General features: G+C 58.6%; 28 protein-coding genes and 1 pseudogene. 16 read left to right on the forward strand and 13 right to left on the reverse strand.

Features of this window, described 5'->3' with window-relative positions:
• The 10 genes and pseudogenes from VFB05_RS30980 to VFB05_RS31025 form a co-directional block, all read left to right on the forward strand.
• Window positions 1–1320 (forward strand): annotated as a pseudogene (locus VFB05_RS30980) (hypothetical protein); the annotation flags it as partial.
• 37 nt (window positions 1321–1357) lie between these two features.
• Window positions 1358–2794: a hypothetical protein gene (locus VFB05_RS30985; RefSeq protein ID WP_325019797.1), complete on the forward strand. Its 1437-nt coding sequence runs from the start codon at window positions 1358–1360 to the stop codon at window positions 2792–2794.
• Between the two features lie 166 nt (window positions 2795–2960).
• Complete coding sequence (locus VFB05_RS30990; protein ID WP_325019799.1) at window positions 2961–3518, forward strand: lysozyme; 558 nt, start codon at window positions 2961–2963, stop codon at window positions 3516–3518.
• A complete protein-coding gene (locus tag VFB05_RS30995) occupies window positions 3502–3681 on the forward strand; it encodes a hypothetical protein (RefSeq protein ID WP_325019802.1) in 180 nt (59 codons plus the stop codon). Before VFB05_RS30990 ends, VFB05_RS30995 begins: the two co-directional genes overlap by 17 nt.
• A gap of 184 nt (window positions 3682–3865) precedes the next feature.
• Entirely contained in the window at window positions 3866–4225 is a 360-nt protein-coding gene (locus VFB05_RS31000; RefSeq protein ID WP_325019804.1) for a hypothetical protein, read from the forward strand.
• Window positions 4226–4227: 2 nt separating this feature from the next.
• A complete protein-coding gene (locus VFB05_RS31005; RefSeq protein WP_325019806.1) occupies window positions 4228–4419 on the forward strand; it encodes a hypothetical protein in 192 nt (63 codons plus the stop codon).
• 408 nt (window positions 4420–4827) lie between these two features.
• The gene (locus tag VFB05_RS31010) at window positions 4828–5208 is read left to right on the forward strand and encodes a hypothetical protein (RefSeq protein ID WP_325019808.1); all 381 of its coding nucleotides are present in this window, start codon (window positions 4828–4830) and stop codon (window positions 5206–5208) included.
• A gap of 48 nt (window positions 5209–5256) precedes the next feature.
• Window positions 5257–6204, forward strand: coding sequence for a metallophosphoesterase (locus VFB05_RS31015; protein ID WP_325019810.1), 948 nt, complete (start codon window positions 5257–5259; stop codon window positions 6202–6204).
• Window positions 6205–6391: 187 nt separating this feature from the next.
• Window positions 6392–6673, forward strand: a complete 282-nt coding sequence (locus VFB05_RS31020) for a DUF4406 domain-containing protein (RefSeq protein WP_325019812.1) — start codon at window positions 6392–6394, stop codon at window positions 6671–6673.
• Window positions 6674–6701: 28 nt separating this feature from the next.
• Entirely contained in the window at window positions 6702–7934 is a 1233-nt protein-coding gene (locus VFB05_RS31025; protein WP_325019814.1) for a hypothetical protein, read from the forward strand.
• A 6-nt stretch (window positions 7935–7940) separates the two neighbouring features.
• Here the strand turns inward: VFB05_RS31025 and VFB05_RS31030 are convergent, their stop codons facing one another.
• From VFB05_RS31030 to VFB05_RS31045, 5 genes are all read right to left on the reverse strand, one after another.
• The gene (locus VFB05_RS31030; protein ID WP_325019816.1) at window positions 7941–8303 is read right to left on the reverse strand and encodes a hypothetical protein; all 363 of its coding nucleotides are present in this window, start codon (window positions 8301–8303) and stop codon (window positions 7941–7943) included.
• A 12-nt stretch (window positions 8304–8315) separates the two neighbouring features.
• Window positions 8316–8567, reverse strand: coding sequence for a DUF551 domain-containing protein (locus VFB05_RS32290; protein WP_414643342.1), 252 nt, complete (start codon window positions 8565–8567; stop codon window positions 8316–8318).
• A gap of 434 nt (window positions 8568–9001) precedes the next feature.
• Window positions 9002–9268: a hypothetical protein gene (locus tag VFB05_RS31035; RefSeq protein WP_325019818.1), complete on the reverse strand. Its 267-nt coding sequence runs from the start codon at window positions 9266–9268 to the stop codon at window positions 9002–9004.
• A gap of 1101 nt (window positions 9269–10369) precedes the next feature.
• The gene (locus tag VFB05_RS31040) at window positions 10370–10555 is read right to left on the reverse strand and encodes a hypothetical protein (protein ID WP_325019820.1); all 186 of its coding nucleotides are present in this window, start codon (window positions 10553–10555) and stop codon (window positions 10370–10372) included.
• A gap of 19 nt (window positions 10556–10574) precedes the next feature.
• Window positions 10575–10793 carry a hypothetical protein gene (locus VFB05_RS31045; protein WP_325019822.1) on the reverse strand — a complete coding sequence of 73 codons (219 nt, stop codon included), beginning with the start codon at window positions 10791–10793 and terminating at the stop codon, window positions 10575–10577.
• A gap of 123 nt (window positions 10794–10916) precedes the next feature.
• Between VFB05_RS31045 and VFB05_RS31050 the strand changes: the two genes are divergently transcribed.
• On the forward strand, window positions 10917–13259 hold the full coding sequence (locus VFB05_RS31050; protein ID WP_325019824.1) for a putative bifunctional diguanylate cyclase/phosphodiesterase: 2343 nt from the start codon (window positions 10917–10919) through the stop codon (window positions 13257–13259).
• Window positions 13260–13277: 18 nt separating this feature from the next.
• Here the strand turns inward: VFB05_RS31050 and VFB05_RS31055 are convergent, their stop codons facing one another.
• The 4 genes from VFB05_RS31055 to VFB05_RS31070 all read right to left on the reverse strand — a co-directional run bounded on the left by VFB05_RS31055 (window position 13278) and on the right by VFB05_RS31070 (window position 15192).
• On the reverse strand, window positions 13278–13748 hold the full coding sequence (locus tag VFB05_RS31055) for a PaaI family thioesterase (RefSeq protein ID WP_325019826.1): 471 nt from the start codon (window positions 13746–13748) through the stop codon (window positions 13278–13280).
• A complete protein-coding gene (locus VFB05_RS31060; protein ID WP_325019828.1) occupies window positions 13745–13981 on the reverse strand; it encodes a hypothetical protein in 237 nt (78 codons plus the stop codon). The genes VFB05_RS31055 and VFB05_RS31060 overlap by 4 nt, the downstream gene beginning before the upstream one ends.
• A gap of 1 nt (window position 13982) precedes the next feature.
• A complete protein-coding gene (locus VFB05_RS31065) occupies window positions 13983–14543 on the reverse strand; it encodes a bifunctional transcriptional activator/DNA repair enzyme AdaA (protein WP_325019830.1) in 561 nt (186 codons plus the stop codon).
• Window positions 14544–14628: 85 nt separating this feature from the next.
• Window positions 14629–15192: a nitroreductase gene (locus VFB05_RS31070; protein ID WP_325019832.1), complete on the reverse strand. Its 564-nt coding sequence runs from the start codon at window positions 15190–15192 to the stop codon at window positions 14629–14631.
• Window positions 15193–15371: 179 nt separating this feature from the next.
• Between VFB05_RS31070 and VFB05_RS31075 the strand changes: the two genes are divergently transcribed.
• Window positions 15372–15818 carry an outer membrane protein assembly factor BamD gene (locus VFB05_RS31075; RefSeq protein WP_325019834.1) on the forward strand — a complete coding sequence of 149 codons (447 nt, stop codon included), beginning with the start codon at window positions 15372–15374 and terminating at the stop codon, window positions 15816–15818.
• A 27-nt stretch (window positions 15819–15845) separates the two neighbouring features.
• On the opposite strand, the gene thrS is transcribed toward VFB05_RS31075, so the two are convergent.
• The gene (gene thrS / locus VFB05_RS31080) at window positions 15846–17903 is read right to left on the reverse strand and encodes a threonine--tRNA ligase (RefSeq protein WP_325019837.1); all 2058 of its coding nucleotides are present in this window, start codon (window positions 17901–17903) and stop codon (window positions 15846–15848) included.
• A gap of 200 nt (window positions 17904–18103) precedes the next feature.
• On the opposite strand from thrS, the gene VFB05_RS31085 reads away from it, so the two are divergent.
• Window positions 18104–19354, forward strand: coding sequence for a hypothetical protein (locus VFB05_RS31085; protein WP_325019839.1), 1251 nt, complete (start codon window positions 18104–18106; stop codon window positions 19352–19354).
• Window positions 19355–19513: 159 nt separating this feature from the next.
• Complete coding sequence (locus tag VFB05_RS31090) at window positions 19514–20695, forward strand: MFS transporter (protein ID WP_325019842.1); 1182 nt, start codon at window positions 19514–19516, stop codon at window positions 20693–20695.
• Window positions 20696–20704: 9 nt separating this feature from the next.
• Here the strand turns inward: VFB05_RS31090 and VFB05_RS31095 are convergent, their stop codons facing one another.
• Entirely contained in the window at window positions 20705–22000 is a 1296-nt protein-coding gene (locus tag VFB05_RS31095; RefSeq protein ID WP_414643343.1) for an alpha/beta hydrolase, read from the reverse strand.
• A 459-nt stretch (window positions 22001–22459) separates the two neighbouring features.
• Between VFB05_RS31095 and VFB05_RS31100 the strand changes: the two genes are divergently transcribed.
• The gene (locus tag VFB05_RS31100) at window positions 22460–23836 is read left to right on the forward strand and encodes an APC family permease (protein WP_325020055.1); all 1377 of its coding nucleotides are present in this window, start codon (window positions 22460–22462) and stop codon (window positions 23834–23836) included.
• Window positions 23837–23855: 19 nt separating this feature from the next.
• Window positions 23856–25088 (forward strand): hypothetical protein, encoded by a 1233-nt coding sequence (locus VFB05_RS31105; RefSeq protein WP_325019844.1) that lies wholly within the window; start codon window positions 23856–23858, stop codon window positions 25086–25088.
• Between the two features lie 15 nt (window positions 25089–25103).
• On the opposite strand, the gene VFB05_RS31110 is transcribed toward VFB05_RS31105, so the two are convergent.
• Together VFB05_RS31110 and yidD are read right to left on the reverse strand one after the other, a co-directional pair.
• On the reverse strand, window positions 25104–25271 hold the full coding sequence (locus VFB05_RS31110) for a hypothetical protein (RefSeq protein WP_325019846.1): 168 nt from the start codon (window positions 25269–25271) through the stop codon (window positions 25104–25106).
• 116 nt (window positions 25272–25387) lie between these two features.
• A complete protein-coding gene (gene yidD / locus VFB05_RS31115) occupies window positions 25388–25648 on the reverse strand; it encodes a membrane protein insertion efficiency factor YidD (RefSeq protein WP_325020057.1) in 261 nt (86 codons plus the stop codon).
• Window positions 25649–25890 lie beyond the last annotated feature (242 nt).

The raw sequence follows: 25890 nt of genomic DNA on the forward strand, positions 1-25890 counted from the left end.
GATTCCGGTCAGTGGAAGCCTGCGAAGACGGCTGTAAATCCCCAAACGAGGGAAATGGTCGCATTTGACGGCAAGGACTGGCAGAAGGTCACAACGCATGGCCACGGTGTCCTTGGCTATATCGATGATGCCGTGCGCGCCCTCGCCAGCGGCATGACCTTTGGATATGCGGACGAACTCGCTGCCAAGATGGGTGAGCTTACCGGGGTCGGGGGCAAGAAGGGTGACTATGAAGGCAACCTGGCTCAGCAAAGGGCGAGGGACAAGGAGATACCTGCGGCCATTAGCGTGCCCGGAGAAATAGCCGGTAGCGTCGCCAGTACGATGGCGGCGGCTCCGGCAACTGCGGCGGCGGGAGCGGTGACGGGACTCTCCAAGCTCCCCACGGTCGCGAAGGCTATATCCAGTGGCGCCGGGGTTGGTGCTTTGTTCGGATCGGGACAGTCTGAGGGAGGTCTAGAAGATAGACTTAAAGGTGCGGCCGAGGGCGGCGCAATAGGTGCCGCTACAGGTGGCGTTCTTTCGTTGGCGGGTAAGATATTCGGCGCGGCCGGCGACAAGATCATGACCAGCGTAATTCGCCCGACTTCTCGAGATATTGCGGACGGATTCTCGTTGGACACAATCAAGCGGTTCGATCTCGGCGGAAGCCTGAACACCACTTATGAGAAAACCCAAAGCAAGCTTGGCGAATTATCAACCCAGCTTAGGGAAAAGCTAGCGTCTTCAAGGGAAACGATCAACCTTGAAGATATCGTTGATCAGACCCGGAAAGAACTTAATAGCTCCGGAAAACTGAAGGGTTTCGGCGCAAACCAGAAGATCGCCTCTGCACTGGATAGCCTTGGCGAGGAAGTAAACCTCGTTGGTAATAATCTCTCAATACCTGATGCACAGATCGTCAAGCAGGCTTCAGGATCGTTCGGAGCGTGGCAGTTTGGCAGACCCGATCCGGAATCAAAGGCGTCAGAGATCGTCTATAACGTATTCTATAACAAGCTGAAGACAGCGATCGAGAAGGCGTCTCCCGAAGGGGTCAAGGAAATCAATCAGGATATTTCCAAGCTGATCCCGGTCAGTAACGCTCTGATCAGGCGGATGCCTGTCGCGAGCCGAAACAACATGGTTTCCCTCACCGACATGGTAAGCCTTGCGGCATCTCTCGCAGACCCAAGGGCGATGGGATTGTCGGCTCTTAGCTTTATCCAAAAGAGCGGAGCGGCGGGTAATTCCCTGTCGAAGCTAGGCGCGAAGATACCAAGCGCAACCGTTCCTGCAACCGTTGGCAATACCTTGGGCGCATCTGCGTTCCAGCAATAACCTCAAACATTTCTAGTCTGAAAAGGATGGTGGCCTGATGGCTGCACCGTTTACGGTAACGTCTGTCTCGAATTACAACTCTAATCCTCCCTCGGATGACGGTTCTCAGACATCGGCCAACCGCGTCCAGTGGTCTACACAAAAGAGCAAGCTTTCCGATCCGATAAAGACGGCGTTCGATTCGAGCGAAACAAACACGTCAACGGCCTTCGGAAAGGTAGTGGGGGGTGCTGGCTTTACCAGCACTGCCGTAGACTACACGGTCTCGGCCTCCGATCAGGGAAAAATCATCAAGTGTACAGTCTCGGGGAAGACGATAACGACGCCTGATGCGACCTCTGTAGGCTCTCCCTTCGTCTTTTGCGTTTTGAACAATTCGTCCGGCGACATCACCTTCAAGGGAAACGGCACTCAGACCATTGATGGTCTGGCAAGCTTCACGATACCGGCTGGTTGCGGCTGTATGGCCAACACCGATGGAACTAACTGGTTCACGGATGGCCAGAACTTCAACAACGTGCTTCAGAGACCGCAGGGTTATCTAACCCTCACCTCTTTGACTCCTATCATAACGGGAGACGTTTCGGCGGCGACGGCTGTTTATTATACGCCATACGATGGTGATCGCATTCCGATTACCGTTGACGGCGCTAGTTTCAAGATGAGGCAGTTCTCAGAGCTAACACTGACTCTTGTTGCCAACCATCTTGCTAGTACCCTCTATGACGTGTTCGTGTTCGACAATTCGGGAACCACAACGATAGGAACTGGTCCCGCCTGGAATACGAATACCGCAGGATCATGCGCGAGAGGTACCGGAGCGGGTACTACTGAGCTACAGCGGGTTCACGGTCTTTGGACTAACAAAAACTCCATGACCGCAAGAAACGGTGCAACAACTTACACGGTTGCAGCCAACGAGGGGACTTACGTTGGCTCTATCTTCATTGACGGATCGGCAGGACAGGTCACATGCCATCGCACATGGGGACAGAGCCGAAAATGGGGAGTGTGGAACGCATTCAATAGAGTTCCAGTATACTTGAAATGCGGAGACTCCACAGCATCGTGGACTTATACAAGCACTACCATAAGACAGTCTGACGCGGCTTCAGGAAATACGCTTACTGTGTTTTCTGGCCTTGCTGAAAATGTCTTTGATCTGTCGTTCAAGCAGAAATTGCAATATATCAACGTCAATGCGACGAGCGCAAACTCTGGCGCGCAAATCGGTATTGGATGGAATAGTACAACTGCCATTTCCGGAACGGCTGGAGCGGCTGTAGAGAACTACGGACAAACGGCAACGCTTGCTTCCATCATGACGCAAACAGTGACCGCAGAATATATTAGCCCTCCTTCGATTGGCATAAACAATGTGAATGCGGTTGAGTCCGCTCTTGTGAACGCTAATGCCCAGACGTTCTTTGGAACGGAAGCCAATATGTCTCTAACTGCTCGATGGATGGCCTAACAGACACCGCAGCACACACCGTCCCTGCAAACTAGGGGTGGCGGCGGGTTCTTGTGTGAGGTCTCTCTCTTTTGGTCGCATCCAGAGAACATAACAATCAAGAGCATAGCTAAAATTAGTTTCATGATCTGACCGTATCTGAAACCCTAAACCGAAGATGGAATAGATGAAAAAGTCAGCCAAGGCAACGGCCGGGGCGGGAGCGATACTTCTTGCGCTATCATTTCTTCAGCCTTGGGAGGGGCTGTGGACAACGGCAAAAGTCGATACGATCGGTACCGGCGACCCTCCCACAGTTTGCTATGGCGCAACTCGCGCCGAGATTCCTGATCTCAAGCCCGGCGACAAATACACCAAGGCGCAGTGCATCGCGCTGCTGAAAAAGAGCCTCCCGAAATACTGGGCCGGGATAGCGGATTGCATCCATGTCGATCTTCCTGATGGTGCGCAGGCCGCATTGATATCAGCTTCCTATAACGCCGGTCCAAAGGCCGTGTGTCGATCTCCCATGGTTGAGCGCATGAACGCTGGCGATCTGTTCGGCGGCTGCGATGCCTTCTCTGGATGGTATGTCCGCGCAAAGGGACGGGTGGTTCAAGGTCTCGTCAATCGTAGAAATGCCGAGAAGGCGCTTTGCCTGCATAAACCAAAGTCTCAACCGCTTCCGTGGTGGAAGCAAATCTTTCTCAAACTGAAAGGAATTCCCTATGTTCGCATGGGTTGACGTTGCATTTTGGCTTCCTGGCGGAATCGCTTTGGGAGTCTGGCAGTATCAAAACATCATGAAATTGATACTTGGTGGAGAAGGATTGGCGGCCAAGATGAAGGCTGACGCCGAAGCCATCCTTGCAAAGATTGCGGCCGCAAAAGCTGCCGTTACCAAGTGAACTTCGATGGCATAGCTCCGGTCGTTCGCATCTTCTTGCGATACTTTGGAGCTACACTGGCGACCAAGGCCGGTGTTTCAATCGACGTTACAGACCCAGATATCGTCAATGTCATTACGATGGTTGTCGGGGCCTCATGTTCTGCGGCTTCCGAGACCTGGTACTACATCGCCAAGAAGAGGGGATGGCGGTGCTAGGGATCATCTTTAGTGGTCTGACCTCTCTCGCGACCTCCGCTGTTACTGCTTACAACAAGACCAAAGACGTTACTATCACGGCGATCCAATCGGCCGTTGGTATTGCAGCGTCACAAGCACAGGCCATGTCCCTGTGGATTGGCCATCCGCTTTCCCCGCCATCGATCCTCGCCTATTCCGTTGCTCTCTACTATAGCAAGGCGATTGCCTACGACAAAGTAATCAGCTTTTGGATAACCGGACACGACGGGTTCACCCCTCCGGTTACTGGCGCGACCTCTTACGTCGCCATGACGATCATTTCCGGAATGTTCTTCTCCGGTATCGCAAATATCATCAAGAGGTAGACATGAAAAAACTCGTCATTGTGAGTGCGTTGCTGCTTGGCGGTTGCTCATCGATGGAAAGACCTCAATTGGGTATCATCCATCATTCAAAACCAAAGGTGGAGGCGGAGCCTCCAGCGGCTGTTACACCCAACGATCAGGTCAAGAAGCGTTGGACAGATAAGTTCAAGCATCATCCGAAGTTCTTTCACTGAGCGGCAAGATGAATCACCACGACGCCATCTCCGTTCCTCTGGCTGTTATCAGCATATTTTCCCCGGCCTGGATTCATCACTTGCAGGACATCTGGTCAATCATACTGCCTGCTGGCGGTGCAATCCTCCTGTGTTTGCAGATCGTCTATTACTGGCGAATGATCTTTAAACAATGATCCGCGCGGTCATCATCGCCGCAACAATTTCAACCCTCTATTGCCTTTGGCTCGATCAACCCAAGCCGGTCATGCCGGTGCAGGTGGATTACTGCGTCATCGATATGCACGTAGCTGCGAAGGACGATTTCGGTCAATGGCACACAGGTTGGACAAAGGGATACGGACCTTGCTCTCTCCTAGATCGCTACGAGAACGCATAAACTGGTCCCTCGTGGGGGCCATTATTGTGATGGCCGTTCTTCTGTTCTTTCTCTACGGCGTTCAATTTGCTGTCGCCAGGGACGGGGGTCAATGGGAGCAAACCGATCCAGAAGTCAGGCAATGGTATCGAAGCCTCATGCAGCCCGACAATCCTTCAGTCTCATGTTGTGGCGAGGCTGACGCCTATTGGTGCGATGAAATCCATGTAAAAGACAGCAAGACCTTCTGCAATATCACGGATGATCGTGACAACGAGAAGCTGAGACGAACTCCTGTTCCTATTGGGACCGAGATCGAAATTCCCGACCGCAAGCTGACCTGGAAATACGGCAATCCGACCGGCCACAGCGTTGTGTTCCTGAGTTCTGGCGGGTCCGTCTATTGCTTCGTTCAGGGCGGGGGTGTTTGAAGTCCGCTAAGCGGCGATGATTTTCATCAACAAATCATTGAGGCTTAGATGCCAGAAGCAAGATGCTCAAACGAAGAGTTCATGCGTCTGTTCAGTTCGATTGGTGCAACGGCTTTATCAGAAAAGCTTGGAATAACAGAAAGAAATGTCTACAAACGACGCAGGCGCCTAGAGAATAATCTCGACAGTCTCCTTTCCGCTCCAAGCACTGCTTCAATTCAATATCCCGGCCGCGTTCCTCTTCAAATCGCTAATGGTCAAGTCCTCGTAGGAAGCGACTTCCATATCTGGCCAGGTGAACAATCTACCTGCCTTCGCGCCTTCAAGAAGTTTGTAGACGACATCAAGCCAACCGCCATTATCCTGAATGGCGACGTGATGGATTTCCCGCGCATCTCTCGTCACCCCCAGAACTGGGAGAAGGCGCCGGATGTCGTGGAAGAGCTAGAATCCGCGCAAGATCATCTGAACGATATTGTTATTCGCTCCAGGCGCGGCACACAGAAGATTTGGACGCTTGGCAATCACGATGCGCGTTTTGAGGCTCTGATAGCCAACTCAACGCCGCAGATGCGAGGCGTGAAGGGTGTTCACCTCTCTGACCATTTCGGTGCGTGGCAGAAAGCAATGTCCTGCATGATCAATGATGGCGTGGAGGGCGGAGCCACGATGGTCAAGCATCGCTGGAAAGGGGGCATGAACGCCACAAGAGCAAACACCCTCAATGCCGGTATCTCGATGGTCACTGGCCACCTTCATTGTCAGAACGTGCGACCTCTTTCTGACTATCGTTCTTATGATCGTTACGGCGTCGATACTGGCTGCGTGGCTGACAAGAACCATCGTGCGTTCTCTTATACGGAAGATTCTCCGCTTGATTGGCGGAGCGGGTTTGCGGTCCTGACATACCGGGATGGGCGTCTGTTGTTTCCTGAGTTGGTGACGAAATGGTCTGACAACGAAGTACAATTCCGAGGGGAAATCATCAGGGTATGAAAAACTATCGTCAGATCATCGATGGGGAATGGTACGAGGCGTCATGGACCGGGCAGCGTGATATGTGCTGCCACTGCGGTCTTGTTCACATCACGGATTATAAGGTTGAAAAGGGTAAGCTGTTCTTCCGCGCGAGACAGAGCGAGAGAGCCACCAAGGACGCTCGTAAGAGATTCAAGTTCGAGCGGTGAAAGTCTATATTGCCGGCCCAATGCGCGGGCGCGTTGATCTAAACAAACCTGCGTTTGCCAAAGCCGCAAACCGCTTCAGACTAGAGCATCATCAGGTCTTCAATCCCGCATCAGCCAATATCGAGGGAATGCCTCTCCGCGGGATCATGGCCTATGTCCTTGGCCAGCTCTGTGAGTGCGACGCTATCGCCATGTTGCCGGGCTGGTGGCGAAGCGGCGGGGCAAGGATCGAGTGGCTTCTCGCCAAATATCTCAAACTGAAAGTGATCTATCTATGACGTTTCTATACATGCGCTGGGAGTTGACATGAGCCTATTTGGCGGGCCGATGATCCCCGACTCTGGCGGCCCGATGATGCCGGTTCGTAGCCTTTCTACTTCCTATGTCGGTCACGTCGCGACTGGATGCCGAGTTCCTCAGTCCCTCAATGCGCCGACAGCGGCACAAATGATGTCGCGTTCTCGTCATCGCATGGCTGCGAGTACCCCAACAATAAGGATCGGCATTCCGCACTGGTTTATCGCCAATACCAATAGTTCCGCCATTGAAGAGACTGTTGCGGCCGGCGCTGCGTTATTCACCGGATCGCTGGAGTATCCGGCCGGAACATTTACACAGCTTACTTGGGATGGGCAGATCGAGCCTTTTCTAGTCCCTATTGGCACCTTTTTTTCTGATCCGGTCACGGCGCCGCCGCAAGGAGCATTCTTCTATATCCGGATATGGCGAGACACTACCGTCGTGGGTGGAGGCGCAACACTGCCTTGTATGAAATGGCCTAACGGTGTTGATACCGCAAACGGCGAGGCCTGCACCTATGGGGCTACTGGTATAGCTGATCAGACTATGGGAGGAACGATCACCAACACTACCAACGGTGTGATGTTCAGCCCGATCGCAATCATTGGCACGACCAACCAGCCATCGATCGGTGTGGTGGGGGATAGTCGAGCTTTTGGTTTGGGGGACACATTTACCGGAACGAGCGGCGGGATTGGGGAAATCGAACGAGCGGTAAATAGCAACTATGCCGTCATGAATCTAGGTGTTTCCGGCGACCAGGGGAATAGCTTCCTGTTCTCGAACGCCCTGCGTTTTTCTGCTCTGCGCTTCTGCTCGCACCTGATTTGTCAGTATGGAATCAACGATATCGTCACAGGCGGGGATTCTCTTGCGACCGTACAGAATGCACTGAAGAACGTCTGGAGCTACTGGCGCGATCCGACTAAGGTCTTTCAGACTACGCTTCCGCCATATACGACTTCGACCGATAGTTGGGCGACTCTAGTCAACCAGACGCCAAACGCGGCGGAATCAGTGCGGGTAGCTGTGAACGACTGGATCAGGACCATCCCGTCAGGGCTGCACGGCTTTTTCGAAGTGGCTAACCAAGTCGAGAACTCGCAGGACGGCGGTAAGTGGCAAGTCAACGGCTCCGCGTTCTTTTACACGCCGGACGGTGTTCATGAGAACAGCACGTCAAACATTGCGATTGCCAACAGCGGGTGCTTCCAGTTGGGAGCCTTTACGCTTCCGTAGTCTTCTCTAGACACTGCTAACGAGGCGCCAACGGATAATATGCCCCGTGAAGCTGTTCGTCTCGTACCGCTCCGAAAACCACTTCCACATATCGGCGTAGTCCTTGAACCCGTCAGCCCGAGCGAAGTCGTCAATGTCGCCGGGGAAGCGCCTGGTGTCGCCAAGGGTCACGCCGCGCGCCGTCAGCCCGACATAGGTGCAGTCGATACAGACCGCATCAGCGAGCTTCCGGCAGGCTTTGGTGCGCTGTCCGGTATAGAGCTGGATCGCTTGACCGGGATTAGCCCGCGCGTTGCGGCGGATCGTTTGCGTCTTGCGGCCGGCCGCGACCGCGTCAGCGAATTGGGCTTGGAAGTTGATGGCTACCATGACGGCGCTCTCTCAGGGAGACGGAGGAGCGGGTCGCTCCATCCAGTGCGTTACATTCCAGACCTCGCTTCGACAGTTCTCGGAATCGCTGGCGTACTTACTTTCGTCGTAAAGCCACCATTTCCCGTCCGAGAACCAGCAATCACTGACGCGCCCATAATCGCCAGTCGATAGGCCTCCCTTCGGCGTGGTGAGCCAAAGATCAACTTTGCTGCCGTCCCTCGGCGCGGTCTCGATCGGTTGCCATTCACCCATGATCGTCATCCTGGCTTAGGAATTCAACTTTGGCTTTGAGAATCCCCATCTTGCAAGCTCTTCCGAGGTTAGAGAATCCCATCGTTTCAATAGGTCAAGCGCCACAGCCAATGGTATTCCGCGAATGAAAAACTCATTCATGCTCGGCGGCTTCATCTCACGCTCCTGGCGTTCGCTTGCTCGCTGCACCATTTGCACCACTGGTAATGCACGTCCATCGGTACATACCACGATGGCACGGTAATCGGTCCAAGCGCGTCACGACCAAGCACCTGTGGCTCGCCCCTCTCGATAAGACCGCGCTCCAAAAGCTTCTTGAGCGTCATGGTGCCACCACGCGGGCGCTCATTGATAGCGATTAACTCAAAGTCGCGTCGCTGTGCTGGCGTCATGCCGGCGCATGGATGAGGAGTTTTTGTTCGGACCAACCACATTTTGAGTCTCTATTTAGGATCAGCGTTGACTATCTTGAGGCCATGAAGGCGAAGCGCTCTAGCCACTCGCCGCCAAACGTCAAGGGAAGTCATCTCTTGATAATAGTAGGTGGCGCCGATCAGGTCGCTCGGTCTATAGTTTTGTTTGTCAACAAACAGACCGCCGAGCCAATAGGCTAACTCTGCGATCTCCTCGTCTTCCCTCGTGAAAGGGGCGTCGGTATGGTGGTCATCGCCCATAGGATCTTCGATGGGGCGGAGTTCGTGCTTGGCCATGCACTCTCGGGAATGCTTCTCTAAGGGGCTCACGGTCTATCCCTGCTCAACTGTGCGAATGCGGTTGAAGACCCAACGCCGCTTGAAGCGCAAGCAGGCCAGTTCCTATGATCAGGAAGGCGAGGCCAACCGCTGTCACCGACCATGGCTTGATCTGACATAGGTTCATTAGCGGCGTATAAACCCAATCGTAACCGAGCATAGTCCATGCCGCTGAACACCAGCTCGTACCCCACCATGGCTTTCGCATCTCAGTTACTTTCTTCGGTCATCTCTGCGGTTATACTATTTCCGCGATTTGCGTATAACTCTCAAAGCATCCAATGCGCGATCAAGCACGATGCGGCGATGAAGATAATCATCCGCAGCGTTAAGCCGTGAAACGTATCCCATCTCATTCGTTGTTCCCATTCGAGACTGCGGGTCCGTAATATCTGAGGTTCGAACATCCGCAGTCGCCCCGCCGACAACATCGCCAGGCCCAATCAGATCCACCAGGGCAACGGACCAGCCAAAGTGGTCCTTGTAGCGCCGGAAACTTGACCAGCAAGACGGCGAACCATTGCGGGATGGCGATGCCTCGTGACCTGAAAAAAATCTGTTCCACCTGAACCTCCGTTGCTACTGAAACATGCGATCGCGGGTCACGGCTCTAATAGCCCGACACAGATCGTCAATTGTGATGTGATAGAGTGCGTCGGGATAGTCGATCACAACTCCCTGTTCCTTCGGAAGTCGAGGTCGCAGCGAACGATCAAAAACCTGACGCTGGCTAAAGTTTAGCGTATCCCTGAACGCCTTGGCCCTCGCCATATTCGCCGCCCATCGCTTGCGGGCAATCCAGCTTGCAAAGCCCATTTTCCAACCTCACTGAAGTGTGATCTTGACCTTAACCGCACGGTCGCCTTTGGCTCGGCACTTTTCCCAGCACTCGCGCTGCGTTTGACTGAGCACGCGATTAGACCACTGGGAGATTCCGTACCGAGCCTGGACATGCTCGGCGATGGCGTCGTTTCGGGTGAGACACTGACCGACATAAAGGCCGGCGTCACCCACGATCGCCCAGCGGATATATTCCTGCTTTCGAGCCATTTTCGCCCCTCACTGATAACTGTCGCTAGGCCATTCCTTCGGATAGGTGGCCTTGATGTATCCCAATGTGGCGAGGCGTGACCGCTCGTCCATCTGTTCAAGGGCCTTCAGGATCACGGCAAGCCGGTTTACGGTATCCTCGCCATAGTCCTTAACCACCACGGTTTGCTGCGACTTCGCAGGCTTCCTCGCCATCACTGTTCTCCCTGAAATGTCAGCCGACCACGACGCCGAGACTGGCGAGTTCTTGCTGGGTGCGGATCATCAGCGGCCAAAGTCGATTGCGGTGATCATGCTCCACCTTGTTGTAGGTTCGACATTGGCCGATCGCGATGTTCAGTCGCTCCCATCTCGGCGTGTCGTTCTTCAGGCTATCGCGCTTAGCGATCAGGCCACCGATGAATTCCGGGGTGAATGAAAGGGGCATTTTCATGGGAACATCTCCTGAACTTGATGTGCTTATTTTGTGCTCGTGACCGCCTAGGTTCTACCATTGTTCACGGCGGTTTGTTCTGGTTTTGCGAACTCTCCACCGACCTCTAACCCTATATTTTCAGTGGAATCCGGCCCCTGTTCTCCTTTAGCCGCCATCCTGCTGAAGGATGGCGAGGCCGGGCTCGAGGTTTCGCGCACCGGCCGCTACACCCAGAAATGGCTCGGGCAGGACTACTGGAATGTTCCGCTTGGCGAGCTGTCGCCGGATTGCGCGACTGTGCTTGCGGAGGCTGCATCCTGCGCGCTCAATAACAGCCGTCCCTATCTTTCGTCCGCCCACTGCGTGCGTGACGGGTTGGTTCAAACTTACAACGTGCTGGCCCTTCCAACCGCCTCGCGCTGGGGACATACCCTGGTCGGCGTTTACGTCAACGAGCGTGACGACAAATACAATCTGCTCGACGCAATTTTCTCCGCAACCGACGAAGGCGTGCTTTCGCTCGCGGCGATCCGCGACGGGGAAGGCCGGCCGTTCGATTTCCAGATCGTCCACCACAACGCCGGTGCGGCGCGATTGCTCAAACTGCCTGCCGCCGATCTGCTCTGGCAACGGCTCAGCTCAAAGGGCAATCTTCTGTGCTCGCGCGAGGTGGTCGAACGACTGCTTCAGGTGGTCAGAAGCGGCACGGGCGATCAGTTCGAGATCGACAGCGACGAGCGAAGCCTGCAATTGGGTGCGACCGCCTTCGGCGACATTCTCGCGCTGACGGTCTCCGACGTCACCGCGCTGAAGCGGCGCGAGGCCTCGTTCCGGCTTCTGTTCGACAACAACCCGATGCCGATGTGGGTGTTCGACGCCGAGACGGCGCGGTTCCTCAGCGTCAACGATGCCGCCGTTCAGCATTACGGCTACGCCCGCGAAAAATTCCTCTCCATGACGCTCGACGAGATCTGGCCGGAGGACGAGCGGATCACCCACAGGGAGGCGCTGGTCAATATCGGCGACGCCTACCAGTCGAACCGCAACTGGCGGCACATCAGGGCCGATGGCAGCGAGATCCATGTGCTGACCTATGGCCGACGCGTCACGTTCGATGGCCGCGACGGCTATCTCGTCGCCATTGCCGACATCACCGAACGCCGCAAGGCCGAAGCGCGCATTGCCTACATGGCCCATCACGACGGATTGACCGACTTGCCCAACCGCGAATTTTACCAGGAGCGGCTGAGCCAGGCGCTGCAAGAAGCGCAAGGCGCGAGCAAGCGCGTGGCGGTGCTGTGCGTCGATCTCGATCTGTTCAAGAACGTCAACGATTCCTTCGGCCACCCGATGGGAGACCGCCTGTTGCGTCTGGTCGCCGACCGTTTGCGCTTGCAGGTTCGCGGCGGTCATGTCGCTGCGCGTCTTGGGGGCGACGAATTTGCGCTCATTCTGACATCCGATCCCTCGCCGAAGGAGATCAGCGATTTTTCGACCCGCCTGATCAGCGTGCTGAGCGAGGCTTACGATATCGACGGCGTCGAGGTCGTGATCGGCGCCAGCGTCGGCATTGCTCTGTCGCCGAGCGACGGCAAGACGTCCGAGGAGTTGATGCGCAGCGCCGACATGGCGCTGTACCGGGCGAAGTCCGACGGTGGTGGCGTTCACCGCTTCTTCGAGCGCGAAATGGACCTGATTGCGCAAAAGCGCCGCGATATGGAGCTCGACCTGCGCCGCGCCTTCGCCAACGGCGAGTTCGAACTGCATTACCAGCCGCTCGTCGACATCGGCGCTAACAGCATCAGCGGCTTCGAATCGCTGCTGCGCTGGCAACATCCGGAGAAAGGCATGATCTCGCCGGCCGAGTTCATTCCGATCGCCGAAGATATCGGGCTGATCGTCTCGATCGGGGAGTGGGTGCTGCGCGAGGCCTGCGCCGAAGCCGCGAAATGGCCCGGCGACGTCAAGGTCGCGGTCAACCTGTCGGCCGTGCAATTCCGCAGCCGCAATCTGGTTCAGGCCGTGATCTCGGCACTGGCGCATTCCGGCCTGTCGCCGCTGCGCCTCGAACTCGAGATCACCGAATCGGTATTTCTGGCGGAGACGGAAGCCAATCTCGCCATCCTTCACCAGTTGCGCGAGCTCGGCGTGCGCATCTCGATGGACGATTTCGGCACCGGTTATTCGAGCCTCAGCTACCTGCGCTCGTTTCCGTTCGACAAGATCAAGATCGACCGCTCTTTCGTCAAGGACCTCGCCGAGCGGCCGGATTGCGTCGCGATCGTGCGCGCGATTTCGGGTCTTGGCCGCAGCCTGAACATCAGGACGACGGCGGAAGGCGTCGAAACCGTCGATCAGCTCGACTGGCTGCGCAACGAAGGTTGCGACGAGGTGCAGGGATTTTTGTTCAGCGCGGCAAAGCCGGCGAGCGAGATCGCCGCGCTTTTTTCGAGGTTCGGAGGCCGCGCCTCGCAGGCGGCGTGATCCTGGGTTTTAGCGCCGTCAGCTCGGAAAGATCAGACACGTCGTGGTGCCGTGGGCGAGCAGGCGGCCTTTGCCGTCGGTGACACGGCCCTCGGCGGTGCCGATGCGGCTGCCACGATTGAGCACTACGCCTTCGGCCCTGATGGGCCCCGTTTCAGGCGTGATCGGGCGCACCAGCGAAATTTTGAACTCAAGCGTCGTCTGCGCCTCGGACTTTTCGAGCATCGTTTGGACAGCCAGCCCCATGCAGGTATCGAGGAGCGTGGCCGTGAGGCCGCCATGCACCGTCCCAGATGGATTGAGATGATCGCCGGTTGGAGTGATGGTGACAACGACCCGTCCAGCCTCGGCTTCGCTGACATCATAGCCCAGCGTTCTGGCGATCGTGTTCAGGGGCAGGGTTCGGTTGGCGAGACCTTGCACAAACTCGAGCCCCGACATCTCCTTCCGCACCTCGAGGCTCACCGTCCCATAGCTTCTGGCGGTCATCGGATTTCTCCTTCGCACGATCGTTTGGTCATCTCATGCTTATCCGGTTGTAACCCAATCGCCGTTTTGAAGCCGCATCGGAAAGCAAGGTAAAGAATGCAAAACAGATCGCCCTCTATGCTTCGGGCTTCTTGTGCTTTTCCCAAAAGCTCAGCAGCAAGATCTTCGATCTCCAGAGTCTCTGCGTGTTTCCAGGCTTCCTCAATGTAGGTGTCATCAAGTCCATGAATCATCTTACGGTCGCTTCTTCCTGAACGCCGAAGGCGGCCGGCTAAAGAGGTTCACGAATGCTGCGTGCATGCGCCGTGGATGGGAAAATCCCGCGCGCTCGGCAACGTCGCTTATGGACAGGTCGGTGCTATCGAGCAGACGTTTGGCGCGCTGGATGCGGAGGCTGAGCGCGACCTGGAGCGGCGAAGCATCAAGATGGTCGGCGAACAGCCGCGACAGGTGACGCGGCCCTACGCCGAGCTTTGAGGCGAGGGCCGTCACAGCCTCACGATCGAGCGCGCCATCCTCCATCAGTTTGAGTGCGCGTTCCACCGTCGTTCGCGTGCCCTTCCAGGCAGGACAAAACGGTGCGGTCTCGGGGCGGCAGCGCAAGCACGGCCGAAAGCCGGCGCGCTCAGCCGCGGCCGCGCTCGGATAGAAACGGATATTGCGGGCAAACGGCGTCCGCACCCGGCATACCGGCCGGCAATAGACGCCTGTCGTTCTGACCGCGACGAAGACGACGCCGTCAAAGGCGGGATCGCGCCGCTGGAGCGCCTGGTATTGCGAGGCAAAGTCGAGCATATCCCAAGTTCATAGCTGCGCTCGCGATCGCCGGCCACCCGGAAGCCGATGACCTCGTCCGAAAACGACCGCTTCGCGGGCCGGCTTAAAACCGCGTCACGATATCCGACAGCACGGGCCGCGGGCGGTCGTCGCTCGGCTTTGAAACGTTGCCTATATGAACGAGGCCGGCGAGCTTTTCGTCTGCCTTCAGTCCGAGCCCGTCGAGCACGTCGCGATCGAAGGCGAACCATCCCGTCAGCCAGCATGCGCCATAGCCGAGCGCGGTGGCCGCCGTGACGATATTCATCGCGCTGGCGCCGGCGGACAATTCCTGCTCCCACGGCGGCACCTTGGGATGCGGCTTGGTGAAGCTCACGATCCCGATCACCAGCGGTGCATCGGTGAGACGTCGTTTCTCCACCTCGATATCGGCCGGCGAGGCATTTGGGTTTTTCCTTGCAAAGACGCCGGCAATGACCTCGCCGGCGCGAAGCCGCGCATCGCCCTCAAAAATAATGAAGCGCCAAGGCACAAGCTTGCCGTGATCCGGCACCCGCGCGCCGATGGTCAGGATGGTCTCGAGCTCGGCTGGCGAGGGGCCGGGCCCCGTCATCTCGCGCGGTTTGACGGAGCGGCGGGTCTTCAAAAGGTCTAAAGCGTCGGGCACGAAGTGGTCCTTGGGATATTAGCGGGTGCACCGCAGCAGATAGGCGCAGTGCCACGCCGATGGAAGCCGATTTAGAGCGATTATGACGAAGTAATTCGCCGCCAGGCTGAACCCCCGAAACGACTCGCTGGACAAATGGTTTTAGGACTGACGTGGCAGTGATCAAGTGGAGTGGTGAGATGATGCTGCGAACGGTAATTCTGGCAACCCTGGTTCTCACGCTTGTCGGCTCGCGACCGGTGCAAGCCCAGACGTCTCAGGTGCTGCAGATCGAGGACAACAATGAAAAGGCCGTCCTCGATGCCGAGGTCGCCAGACAGATGAATGCCGCTCGCTTCTTCAAGGAGAAGGGCAACAACCCGCAGGCGATCAACCGCTTCAGGGTGGTCATTGTCGAATATCAGATCTCGCCCTATGTCGAGGAAGCGCTGGCGCACATCACCCAGGCCTATCTGGCGCTCGGGATGAAGCCCGAGGCGCAATGCGCGGTGGCCGTGTTGCAGCGAAAATTTCCCAACAGTCCCTGGTCGCATCAAGCGCTCGACGCGCTGAAGGAGGCCGGTCTGGAGCCAGCCGAGGACCAAAAGAACTGGATTTTCCAGGCGTTCAACGGAACGCGTCTTTAGACTGGGCAGGCGGCGTTCACTGAACTGCTAGCTCGCGTGCGCTCCGTTCGCTGATGTCGCCCGCTTGATATCCGGCGGTGTCGCCTCGTCGACCAATGCTGCGATGGCTTCGTCAGTTGCCATCACCTTCTGTCCGTCGCTGCCGAGCCGGCGTACCGAGACCGAGTGCGTCTCGGCTTCCTTCTTGCCGACGACGAGCAGCGCAGGGATCTTCGCCAGCGAATGTTCGCGGACCTTGTAGTTGATCTTCTCGTTACGCAGGTCGATCTCGACGCGGAGGCCCGCGCGCCGCGCGGCAGCCGCGACCACCTTGGCGTATTCGTCGCCTTCAGAGGTGATGGTGGTGACGACTGCCTGGATCGGTGCGAGCCAGAGCGGGAAGTTGCCCGCATAGTGCTCGATCAGGATGCCGATGAAGCGCTCCATCGAGCCGCAGATCGCCCGGTGCACCATCACGGGGGCCTTTTTCGAGCCGTCGGCGTCGATGTAGAACGCGCCGAAACGCTCAGGCAGGTTGAAGTCGACCTGCGTGGTGCCGCATTGCCAGTCACGGCCGATGGCATCGCGCAGCACATATTCAAACTTCGGCCCGTAGAACGCACCTTCGCCCGGATTGATCGTGGTGCGGATGTTGTTGCTTTGCGACTGGATCTCTTGCAGCACCGTCGCCATCACGCGCTCGGCATGGTCCCACATCTCGTCGGTGCCGACACGTTTTTCAGGTCGGGTCGAGAGCTTGACCGTCAGTTCGCCCTCGAAGCCGAAATCGGCATAGGTCGACAGGATCAGCTCGTTGATCTTGAGACACTCTTCCGCAAGCTGCGCCTCGGTGCAGAACACATGCGCATCGTCCTGGGTGAAGCCGCGAACACGCATCAGGCCATGCATCGCGCCTGAGGCTTCGTAGCGATGCACGACGCCGAATTCTGCAAGCCGCAACGGCAGATCGCGATAGCTCTTCAGGCCGTGCTTGAAGATCTGCACATGGCCCGGACAGTTCATCGGCTTGAGCGCAAACCAGCGCTTGTCCTCGGCCTCGTCGCCTGCCGATTGCGCGGCGAACATGTTCTCGCGATACCAGTCCCAGTGGCCGGAGGTCTCCCACAACACCTTGTCGAGGATTTGCGGCGCGTTGACCTCGCTGTAATCGCCGGTGAGGCGGCGGCGCATATAGGCGATCAGCGCCTGGAAGATCGTCCAGCCCTTCGGGTGCCAGAACACGACGCCCGGACCTTCTTCCTGGAAGTGAAACAGGTCGAGCTCGCGCCCGAGCTTGCGGTGATCGCGCTTCTCGGCTTCCTCGATCTGCTTGAGATACGCGTCGAGGTCTTCCTGCTTGGCGAACGCCGTGCCGTAGATGCGGGTCAGCATCGGATTGTTGGAATCGCCGCGCCAGTAGGCGCCCGCCACCTTCATCAATTTGAAGGCGTTCCCGATCTTGCCGGTCGAGGTCATGTGCGGGCCGCGACACAGATCGAACCAGTCGCCCTGGAAATAAATCTTGATCGGCTCGTCGCCGGGAATGGCGTCGACCAGCTCGACCTTGAAGTTCTCGCCCTTGTCGCGGAACACCTGCTTGGTCTTTTCGCGATCCCACACTTCCTTGGTGAAGGGTTTGTCACGCGCGATGATCTCGCGCATCTTCTTCTCGATCGCGGAAAAATCTTCCGGCGTGAACGGCTCGTTGCGGAAGAAGTCGTAGTAGAAGCCGTTCTCGATCACGGGACCGATCGTCACCTGCGTGCCCGGCCACAGCGATTGCACCGCTTCGGCCAGTACATGCGCCGCGTCGTGGCGGATCAGTTCGAGCGCGCGCGGATCATCGCGCGAGATCAGCTCGATCTTTGCATCCGCTTCGATGCCGTCGTTGAGATCGGCAAGCGTGCCGTCCAGCGCCATCGCCACCGTGCGCTTGGCGAGCGAAGGCGAAATGCCTTTGGCGATCTCAAGGCCGCTGGTGCTTCTGGGATATTCGCGCCGGGCGCCGTCGGGGAAGGTGAGGGTGACCTTATGCACGGGTTCGGCCGGCTTCAAATTCGTGATGCTGTATTGGAATCCGGACGCGGGGGCATTCTTGTCAGACATGGTATCTCCTCAAAGCTCACTCCTGCGAACGAGCGCAGGTAAGCGGAAAACCCGTATAGCAGGGGATTCGGCACCTGCAATCCGGCAATATCAAGAAAATTGCGCCATATTGAGGAGTTCGCGTCAGGGTTGGGCAGCAGACCCTTGACACTGGAGGCTCGTTGGCGTTCCTCCCCGTGGCCGGAATTCCTGGGGTCTCCATGACGCTGCGTCGCGTTCTCGTCGCTGTCTTCGTGTTGTTATGCGGATCGGCGACGGCGCAGACGGCCGCGCGGTTGACTTCGCCCGTCCGCGCGCGGCTCGCGCCGCGGCCGCTACAGATCCACCCGGTCGTCTTCTATGTCGCCAAGGGCGCGGCAGATGCGTGCGGGCAGGGCTGCGACACCTGGATCGCGATCGAGGGCCAGATCGACGGCAGCGCGGCGGCGCGGTTTCGCAGATTCTTCAAACCGCTCAGGGATCGCCATCTGCCGATCTATATCACCTCGCCGGGAGGCAATCTCGAGCAGGCGCTCGCCATGGGGGCGTTCCTGCATGAGAAGCCGGCGGTGGTGCGGGTGGCCCGCACGATCGTGAGGGAATGTGGTTTCGAGGCGCAGGACAGCGACGTCTGCCTCAAGCTCAAGCAATCCGGCCGCGCACTCACCAGCGACCTCTGGACGCGCAACGCGATCTGCAATTCCGCCTGTCCCTATTTCCTGCTCGGCGCTTCGACGCGCGAAGTTGCGCCGGACACGGCGCTCGGCGTGCATTCGGCGAAAGTCATCACCCAGTTCCTCGGCGTGGTGCCGACGGCGGAGATGCTGGCTGCCGCGAACCAGCGGGGGCGGGCGCGCTCCGACGGCCTGCTGGCGAGCTATTTTGCGCGGATGGGCGCGGATAATGGATTGCTGAAGCTCGTGAGCACCGTGAAATTCGAGGACGTGCACGTGCTGACGCGCGACGAGATCATCCGCTTTGGCATCGACCGGCGCGAGCAGGTCGAGACGCCGTGGCAGTTCGAAAACGGCGGGCGCAGCATGGCCGGCAAGGTCGTCACGCAAAAGGCCGAAGGCGAAGCCTCCCATCGGCTGTTGCAATGGCGGCTGATCTGCATCTCCACCGAGCAGTTCGAACTCGATGTCCAGCGCCCCGCCACGAAGTCGGTCTTTCCCACTGTCGCGATCGGCAATGCAACCGCTGCGCCGCTCGCTTTCACGCAGATCGTCTCGAAGACGCCGGGCTCCGAGTTTTGGGGCGTGCGATTGACGCGTGCGACCGTCGACAAGCTTGTAGGCCAGCCGCAATTCGAATTCATTGAATCGTCGCAAGGCCCGGACCGCAGGCACGCCGAGCGTACGGAGTTGTCGACCGAGGGCCTGTCGCGCGCCCTTGACACGCTGCTGCCGACTTGCCCTTCGAAAGAGACGGTGGCCGCTCAGCGTCCATCAGGCCAGGCGGCTGCGAAGTAGCGCTGAGCAAGTTTTGCGCTGGTCAACATGGTCGCGTCGACTGACAGACGACTTTCTCTCATGTAGCGCGCGACTTTCTTTCATGGACGTTGCATCGCTTCCAAATAATTCGAATGGCTGCCCTTTCCATCGGCCGACTTGCACGTTAGATGCGGCCGCATGAAAAACCTGCCGCCTGAGAGTCCCGTTCATCGCCGTTTCGCCCCGACCGCGCTGATGTTCGGCAATCTCGTCACCGGCTGTTCGATCCTGGCGCCGGCGGGCATGCTGATCGAGCTCGCGTCCGATCTTCACATCACCGTCCACACCGCGGGCCTTCTTGTAACCTTCGGCGCAATCGTGCTCTGCATCGGATCGCCGCTGACGGCATGGCTCACAAGCCGGATCGAACGCCGCGCCTTGCTGACGGCGACGCTCGCCGTCCTCGTACTCGGCAATGCCGCATCCGCCTTTGCGCCCAACTACGCGGCGCTGCTGGTCATCCGCCTGATCATGCTGGCGGTTGGTGCGCTCTATACGCCGCAGGCCGCAGGCACCGCGGCGCTGATCGTGCCGGTCGAAAAACGCGGCGGCACCATTGCCTATGTGTTTCTCGGCTGGTCACTGGCCGCCGCCGTTGGACTGCCGCTGATCACCTTCCTGACCAGCCGTTACGGCTGGCGCGCGGCCTATGGTGGCATCAGCGTCATTGGGATGCTCAGCTACGCGCTATTGCTCTGGCGATTGCCCCGGGGCCTCGTGGGCGCGCTCGTCGATCTGAAGACGTGGGCCGATCTCGGACGTAACCGGGTGATCGTCGTGCTGCTCGGTATCACGACGCTTTTGATGTCGGGGCAGTTCGCCGTGTTCACCTATATGGGGCCGGTGTTGTCGCGGCTGACGCAGCTCGGCCCCGATGCGGTCGGGCTCGTATTCGCGATCTACGGCGTCTGCGGCTTTCTCGGGATCATAGCCGTCAGCAACATCGTCGATTCCTGGGGGCCGTTGAGGACGTCGGTGTTGTGCATCTCGTTGGTGCTGAGCGGCGTTGCGGGATGGGCGCTCTCTGCAGGTGTCTATCCGCTGATGGCGGTCTCCGCCGCGATCTGGGGGCTCGGTTTTGCCTCCAGCAATTCGATGCAGCAGGTTCGCCTGGTCGCGGCCGCGCCGCCGCTCGCTTCCGCCTCGGTTGCGCTCAATACGTCGTTTTTGTACGTGGGGCAGGCGATCGGGTCGGGGATCGGCGGAGCATTGTACGCGCACGAACTTATCTACGGCATCGGCTATGCCGGCGCGGCCTTCGTGGCTTTGGCGCTGTTCACCGTGATCCTGACTCGGAATCTTTCGGTCGCGAAAAGCTGAACGTGGCGCCTAGCGACTGATCGCCGTGTCCGAACTGCTGGCGGCGTATCGCGTCAGTGCCGGCGTCAATGACATCTTGGCGAGCACGTCGCGTACCGGCTTGTCGGTCCAGGCGTGGGTGACGTAGTCGCGGTGCGTGACGCCTTCGGGCGTCCTGACGAAGACGACGCTGCCCGGGCGCAACGGGCCGTCCATGTCGTCGGAAACGGCGATGCCCTTGTCGCGGATCATCTCCATCAGCTCGCGATCGCGCGGCTGGGTGTAGTGGGTATAGGCGCTGACGAAGAATCCGGAGCGGTTGTGCTCGACCCAGGAGGCGAACTTGTCCAGTTCGCCATAGACCGCATCGAGCAGCACGACGCCGCGGACGCGGTTGCCGAGGCCGCCGACGTCAAGGGCGTAGGCGGTGGGAACGAAGCCGCCGCTGTAACCGATGATCACGATCGGCATGTTGGCGAAAGTCTTCGCGGCGTTCGGGTCGCCGTAGAGCTGAGCGAGGTGATCGGCCGATTCATTGATGAAGCGCTTCAGCGCGCCGGGTTGCCAGAACTTGCCGGCGCTGGAGTCGGCGGCATCGAAGGCCAGCTGCGGCGCGAGCAGCACGGCATTGGCGCCGGACTCGGAAATCTGCTGCGGCACGCGCTGACGGTCGCGCACGTCGCGTTCAAGCGTCGCGCCGTGGCCGTGGAAGAACACGACGATGACGCCCGGCTTGTTGATGTCGAAATGCTCGGGAACGTGCATCAGCACGCGGTTGTCGTTGAAGGTCTCGTTCTGCCAGAACACGCGGCCGGAATAGCCGCGGTGGCCTTTGCGGTCGCCGTCGGAAACGTTCAGGAACGGCGCCTCGCTGCGCGGATTGTTGCCGTAATAGGGGAAAGCGGAGGATTTCAAACCGACCAGCGCGGTTTGGTCTTCATGCTGGGGACGCTGATAGGGCACGACCGGGGCCAGCGAGGCGACACGATAGGATTGCGTCTGCACCACGCGGCGGCTTTGCGCATCGGCGACGTTCGCCGGACGCTGCTTGAAGCTTTCCGCTGCGGTCGGGAAGCGGTCCTTGAATTGCGGTTTGGGGAAGCGGTCGTCTAAGCTGTCGCTGGCCCCGTGCACGTTGGCGGCGAGCGATCCCGCGCTGGGCGAGTTGCCGCATTGGGCGAGGGTGAGCGAGAGCGGGATGAGCACGGCGAGGAGAGGGAAGAAGCGCCGTGAAGCGACGCGCGAAAGCGCATGGCGTACCGTGCCCGGTATCCAGAACAAATTCACGCGACCATGACTTTCAGATTTCGGATTGGCCCCGACCATCCACCCCTTTTCCCCAACCACCGTCTCACGGCCGATGTCAGCGCGTATGTGTTGCGGTGACGTTAATTCTCCGGAAATCTTCCCCATTTCCGGAAAGGAATTAGACAACACGAAATCGTGTCGTCATTGTGGGAGGCGCGCGTTTCGTTGCTGCCAGCCGGATTTCTACGGTTGGGAATCGGTATTTAAACACCTAAAAGTATCAGATCTGAATTGTCAGGCGGCGTCCTTGAATTGGCCCAAGCCTGATTGCACGATGAAAATTGGCGGGCGTGGCGCCCGAAGCGCGGGCGAACATGGTGGCATCAGTGGAGTGGATTTGGCATTCGCGTCTTAATTGGCCGCGGGTTTGTAAGGCGAATGCCAAATCCCAAACTCCACTGGAATCGGTATTTGCTGGTGATCCTTTGATTCTGACGTTCGCTACGGTGTTCGCTGCAACGGGAGGCGAACGTTAGAATCGGATCACCAGCCACTGGAACTGCGACGTGGGGTGACCGGCCTCACGGCGGATCGACGGTCTCGGTTGCGGTTGCGACCGCCATCGTCGTCGCCGACATGGTCGGCGTCGGGGTCTTCACCAGCCTCGGCTTCCAGGTCAAGGACATCCCCTCGGGCTTTGCGATCCTCGCGCTCTGGACCGTGGGCGGCATCGTCGCGCTGTGCGGCGTGTTTTCCTACAGCGAGCTCGGCGCGATGTTTCCGCGTTCAAGCGGCGAGTACAATTTTCTGAGCCGCGCCTATCATCCGGCTTTTGGCTTCGTGGCGGGCTTTGTGTCGGCGACAGTCGGCTTTGCGGCGCCGGTGGCGCTCGCGGCACTTGCGCTCGGCGAATACGGCCGGTCGATCTTGCCTGACGCGCCGCCGATGGCGCTGGCGGTCGGGATTGTCTGGCTGGTGTCGCTGGTTCAACTTACCGGCGTCAAGCACTCCTCGACCTTTCAACTGATCTCCACCGTCCTCAAGGTCGTGCTGATCACGGCCTTCCTGATCGCGGGCTTTGTCATCGGCACGCCGCAACCGGTCACCTTCACGCCTCAGGTCAGCGACATCGGTTATATCGCGAGTTCGCCGTTCGCGATCGGGCTCGTCTTCGTGATGTACTCGTTCTCCGGCTGGAACGCCGCAACCTACATCATCGGCGAGATGCGCGACGCCGGCCAGAACCTGCCGCGCGCCTTGTTTACTGGGACGTCGATCGTGCTCGTGCTCTACGTGGCGCTGAACGCGGTTTTCCTGCACACCGCGCCGATCGACAAACTGGCCGGCCAGATTGACGTTGCCCGCATTGCCGGCAGCTATATTTTCGGCGAGTTCGGCGGCCGCATCGTCGGCGCGATGATCTGCATCGGGCTGATCTCTTCGATCAGTGCGATGATGTGGATCGGCCCGCGCGTGATGATGACGATGGGCGAGGACATCCCCGCCTTGCGGGTGTTCGCGCGCAAGTCGAAGCAGGGCGCGCCGGCCTATGCCATCCTGTTTCAGCTGACGGTCGCGACGTTGATGCTGTTTAACCGCAGCTTCGAGGCGGTGCTGGATTTCATCCAGTTCTCGCTGCTGTTCTGTTCGTTCTTCACCGTAGCTGGCGTGATCAAGCTGCGGATCATGCGGCCCGACCTGCCGCGGCCCTACCGCGCCTGGGGATACCCGGTGACGCCGGTCATTTTCCTGCTCGTTACCCTTTTCATGATGTACTATCTTGTCGTTGACCGGCCGTTGCAGTCCTTTTTCGGTGCTCTGATTATGGTGTCAGGCCTCCTGATCTACGTCGTTTTCCGCAAAAAGGACGATGCCGCTTCTGCGACCCCTTCACCCAACGCAGGTCGCACATAAAGGCAGGTCGTAGATAAAAATGTTTCGCCCCTTGAAAACCATCGTGGCCGCTGCGGCCCTGTTATTCGCAGCAGCGCAGGTGAGCGCGCGCGCAGCCGACGCCCCGACCGCCGACGACACTGCGAAGTTTCTCGCCGGCATGATGCCGTCCGCCGACTCGCCACTGATGCCGCTGACCAGGGATCCGGCCTGGCAGCATCATGCGCGGTTTTTCGATTCCGCTTTCGGTCAGCTCGAGCAGCGGCAGATGTCGAAGGTTCGTGCCTGGTCGGAGGCCAACATCTCCGCGCTCAAGCCGACCATGTTCTACATGTTTTCGGGGCCCGACTTCCTTTACGCCAACGCGTTCTACCCGAGCGCGACGACCTACGTGCTGAGCGCACTGGAGCCGCCGGGTTCCGTACCGGACATGACGAAACTGCCGCGCGGCAGCATCAGTGCGGCGTTGGCCAATGTCGAGCACTCGCTCGGCTCGATCCTGAGCTTTTCGTTCTTCATCACCAAGAAGATGAAGGTCGACCTGCATGAAGGCCAGCTCAACGGCACGCTGCCGCTGCTCTACGTGTTCATGGCGCGCTCGGGCAAGACCATCAAGAACGTCTCGACGGTTGCGCTCGACGCCAAAGGCACGGCGTATTTTGCGAACGAGAATCCCGGCGGCAATGCCGTGCAGGGGGTGCGGATCGTGTTTGCGGGAAGCGATGGCGTCGATCGCACGCTGTATTACTTCTCGACCGATCTGTCCGAATCCGGCGCCAGATCGAGCGGCTTCCTGAAATTCTGCGCAACACTCGCGCCCGGCAACAGCCTGATCAAGAGCGCCTCATATCTTCTGCATTCCAATAACTTCTCGACGGTGCGCGATTTCATCCTCGCCAACAGCGCAACCATCATTCAGGACGATTCCGGAATTCCGCTCGGCTATTACAGCGCCAGGAAGTGGCGTCTCTTTCCGTTCGGACGCTATGCCGGTCCGATCTCGGAATTCCCGAACAAGTATCAGCAGTCCTATACCGAGCTGTTCCAGCGCGCCCAGCCGATGGATTTCGGCATCGGCTATCGCTGGCGCTCGCATGAATCGAACCTGCTGCTCGCCGTCCGTCTGCCGGACGACGGCGCGGCGACCGCAGATGCGACATCATCGACCGAGGTGCCGCCTCCGGCGCCGCGGCCCAAGCGGCCGCGCAAGCCGCATCCGGCGCCACTACCACCACCGCCGCAGCCGTCGCGCGGATTTTTCTGGTTTCAGTGAAACTGAAGAGGCGCGCTACCAGCGCACGGTCTGGCTCGGCTCGACAAAGCTCGAGGTGAGATGCCTCTTCGGGTGTTCGGTCATGAAGTGGCCGACCGCAATGACGATGAGGATGATCGCGACAATCGCCAACAAATCGATCTGCCGAGGGTCGTGTCCATCAGGCTCGATCTTCCAGCGCATTGTTGACGTCCTCCGTGAAAAGAAGACACCAAGCTAACCTTGGAAAGGATATGCCGGTTCCCGCGTCACCGCAACGCAGTTTGGGTGATGCGTTGCAGCGCAAAGAGCCGTGCGTGTCACGCCGAATTGACGCCGCGCCAGCGTCCGTATTTCCACGGTAGATACCATCGCGCGCCGGCGGGTTTTGTCGCCGGCACATTGTCGATGCCCGAGGTGCCGAACGGCTGACAGCGGAGCAGTCGCGCCAGCGTCATCCATCCACCGCCCCACAATCCAAAGCGTCCGATCGCCTCATCGGCATAGACCGAGCACGTCGGCAAATGCCTGCAGTTATAGCCAACCAGCGGCGAGAGCGTGTGCCGGTAGAGCCAGATCATCGCGCGGCCCGCCTGCCGCGGCAACTGCTCGACATTGTGCGAACAGTTGACGCAACGCGCCGACAGGTTGAGCTTGAGGTGCGAATTCTTCAGGGGCATCGGCCTGCGATCTTAAGCGCCAATTGTCTGGTTCCAGCGCATGGAACTTCCATGCGTCAATAATTGTGCCACAGTTTTGGAAATATCAACGGTCTGCACCGCGGCGCAACAAGCCGTCTATGGACGATTCGGACAACTGCGTT

The organism is Bradyrhizobium sp. (assembly GCF_035652035.1).
In the GTDB taxonomy this organism is placed as follows: domain Bacteria; phylum Pseudomonadota; class Alphaproteobacteria; order Rhizobiales; family Xanthobacteraceae; genus Bradyrhizobium.

Coding starts and splice junctions, on each gene's coding strand:
- VFB05_RS30985 (WP_325019797.1), top strand. CDS start 1,358: ATGGCTGCACCGTTTACGGTAACGTCTGTCTCGAATTACAACTCTAAT.
- VFB05_RS30990 (WP_325019799.1), top strand. CDS start 2,961: ATGAAAAAGTCAGCCAAGGCAACGGCCGGGGCGGGAGCGATACTTCTT.
- VFB05_RS30995 (WP_325019802.1), top strand. CDS start 3,502: ATGTTCGCATGGGTTGACGTTGCATTTTGGCTTCCTGGCGGAATCGCT.
- VFB05_RS31000 (WP_325019804.1), top strand. CDS start 3,866: ATGGCGGTGCTAGGGATCATCTTTAGTGGTCTGACCTCTCTCGCGACC.
- VFB05_RS31005 (WP_325019806.1), top strand. CDS start 4,228: ATGAAAAAACTCGTCATTGTGAGTGCGTTGCTGCTTGGCGGTTGCTCA.
- VFB05_RS31010 (WP_325019808.1), top strand. CDS start 4,828: ATGGCCGTTCTTCTGTTCTTTCTCTACGGCGTTCAATTTGCTGTCGCC.
- VFB05_RS31015 (WP_325019810.1), top strand. CDS start 5,257: ATGCCAGAAGCAAGATGCTCAAACGAAGAGTTCATGCGTCTGTTCAGT.
- VFB05_RS31025 (WP_325019814.1), top strand. CDS start 6,702: ATGAGCCTATTTGGCGGGCCGATGATCCCCGACTCTGGCGGCCCGATG.
- VFB05_RS31030 (WP_325019816.1), bottom strand. CDS start 8,303: ATGGTAGCCATCAACTTCCAAGCCCAATTCGCTGACGCGGTCGCGGCC.
- VFB05_RS32290 (WP_414643342.1), bottom strand. CDS start 8,567: ATGACGATCATGGGTGAATGGCAACCGATCGAGACCGCGCCGAGGGAC.
- VFB05_RS31035 (WP_325019818.1), bottom strand. CDS start 9,268: ATGGCCAAGCACGAACTCCGCCCCATCGAAGATCCTATGGGCGATGAC.
- VFB05_RS31040 (WP_325019820.1), bottom strand. CDS start 10,555: ATGGCGAGGAAGCCTGCGAAGTCGCAGCAAACCGTGGTGGTTAAGGAC.
- VFB05_RS31045 (WP_325019822.1), bottom strand. CDS start 10,793: ATGAAAATGCCCCTTTCATTCACCCCGGAATTCATCGGTGGCCTGATC.
- VFB05_RS31055 (WP_325019826.1), bottom strand. CDS start 13,748: ATGACCGCCAGAAGCTATGGGACGGTGAGCCTCGAGGTGCGGAAGGAG.
- VFB05_RS31060 (WP_325019828.1), bottom strand. CDS start 13,981: ATGATTCATGGACTTGATGACACCTACATTGAGGAAGCCTGGAAACAC.
- VFB05_RS31065 (WP_325019830.1), bottom strand. CDS start 14,543: ATGCTCGACTTTGCCTCGCAATACCAGGCGCTCCAGCGGCGCGATCCC.
- VFB05_RS31075 (WP_325019834.1), top strand. CDS start 15,372: ATGATGCTGCGAACGGTAATTCTGGCAACCCTGGTTCTCACGCTTGTC.
- thrS (WP_325019837.1), bottom strand. CDS start 17,903: ATGTCTGACAAGAATGCCCCCGCGTCCGGATTCCAATACAGCATCACG.
- VFB05_RS31085 (WP_325019839.1), top strand. CDS start 18,104: ATGACGCTGCGTCGCGTTCTCGTCGCTGTCTTCGTGTTGTTATGCGGA.
- VFB05_RS31090 (WP_325019842.1), top strand. CDS start 19,514: ATGAAAAACCTGCCGCCTGAGAGTCCCGTTCATCGCCGTTTCGCCCCG.
- VFB05_RS31095 (WP_414643343.1), bottom strand. CDS start 22,000: ATGGTCGGGGCCAATCCGAAATCTGAAAGTCATGGTCGCGTGAATTTG.
- VFB05_RS31105 (WP_325019844.1), top strand. CDS start 23,856: ATGTTTCGCCCCTTGAAAACCATCGTGGCCGCTGCGGCCCTGTTATTC.
- VFB05_RS31110 (WP_325019846.1), bottom strand. CDS start 25,271: ATGCGCTGGAAGATCGAGCCTGATGGACACGACCCTCGGCAGATCGAT.
- yidD (WP_325020057.1), bottom strand. CDS start 25,648: ATGATCTGGCTCTACCGGCACACGCTCTCGCCGCTGGTTGGCTATAAC.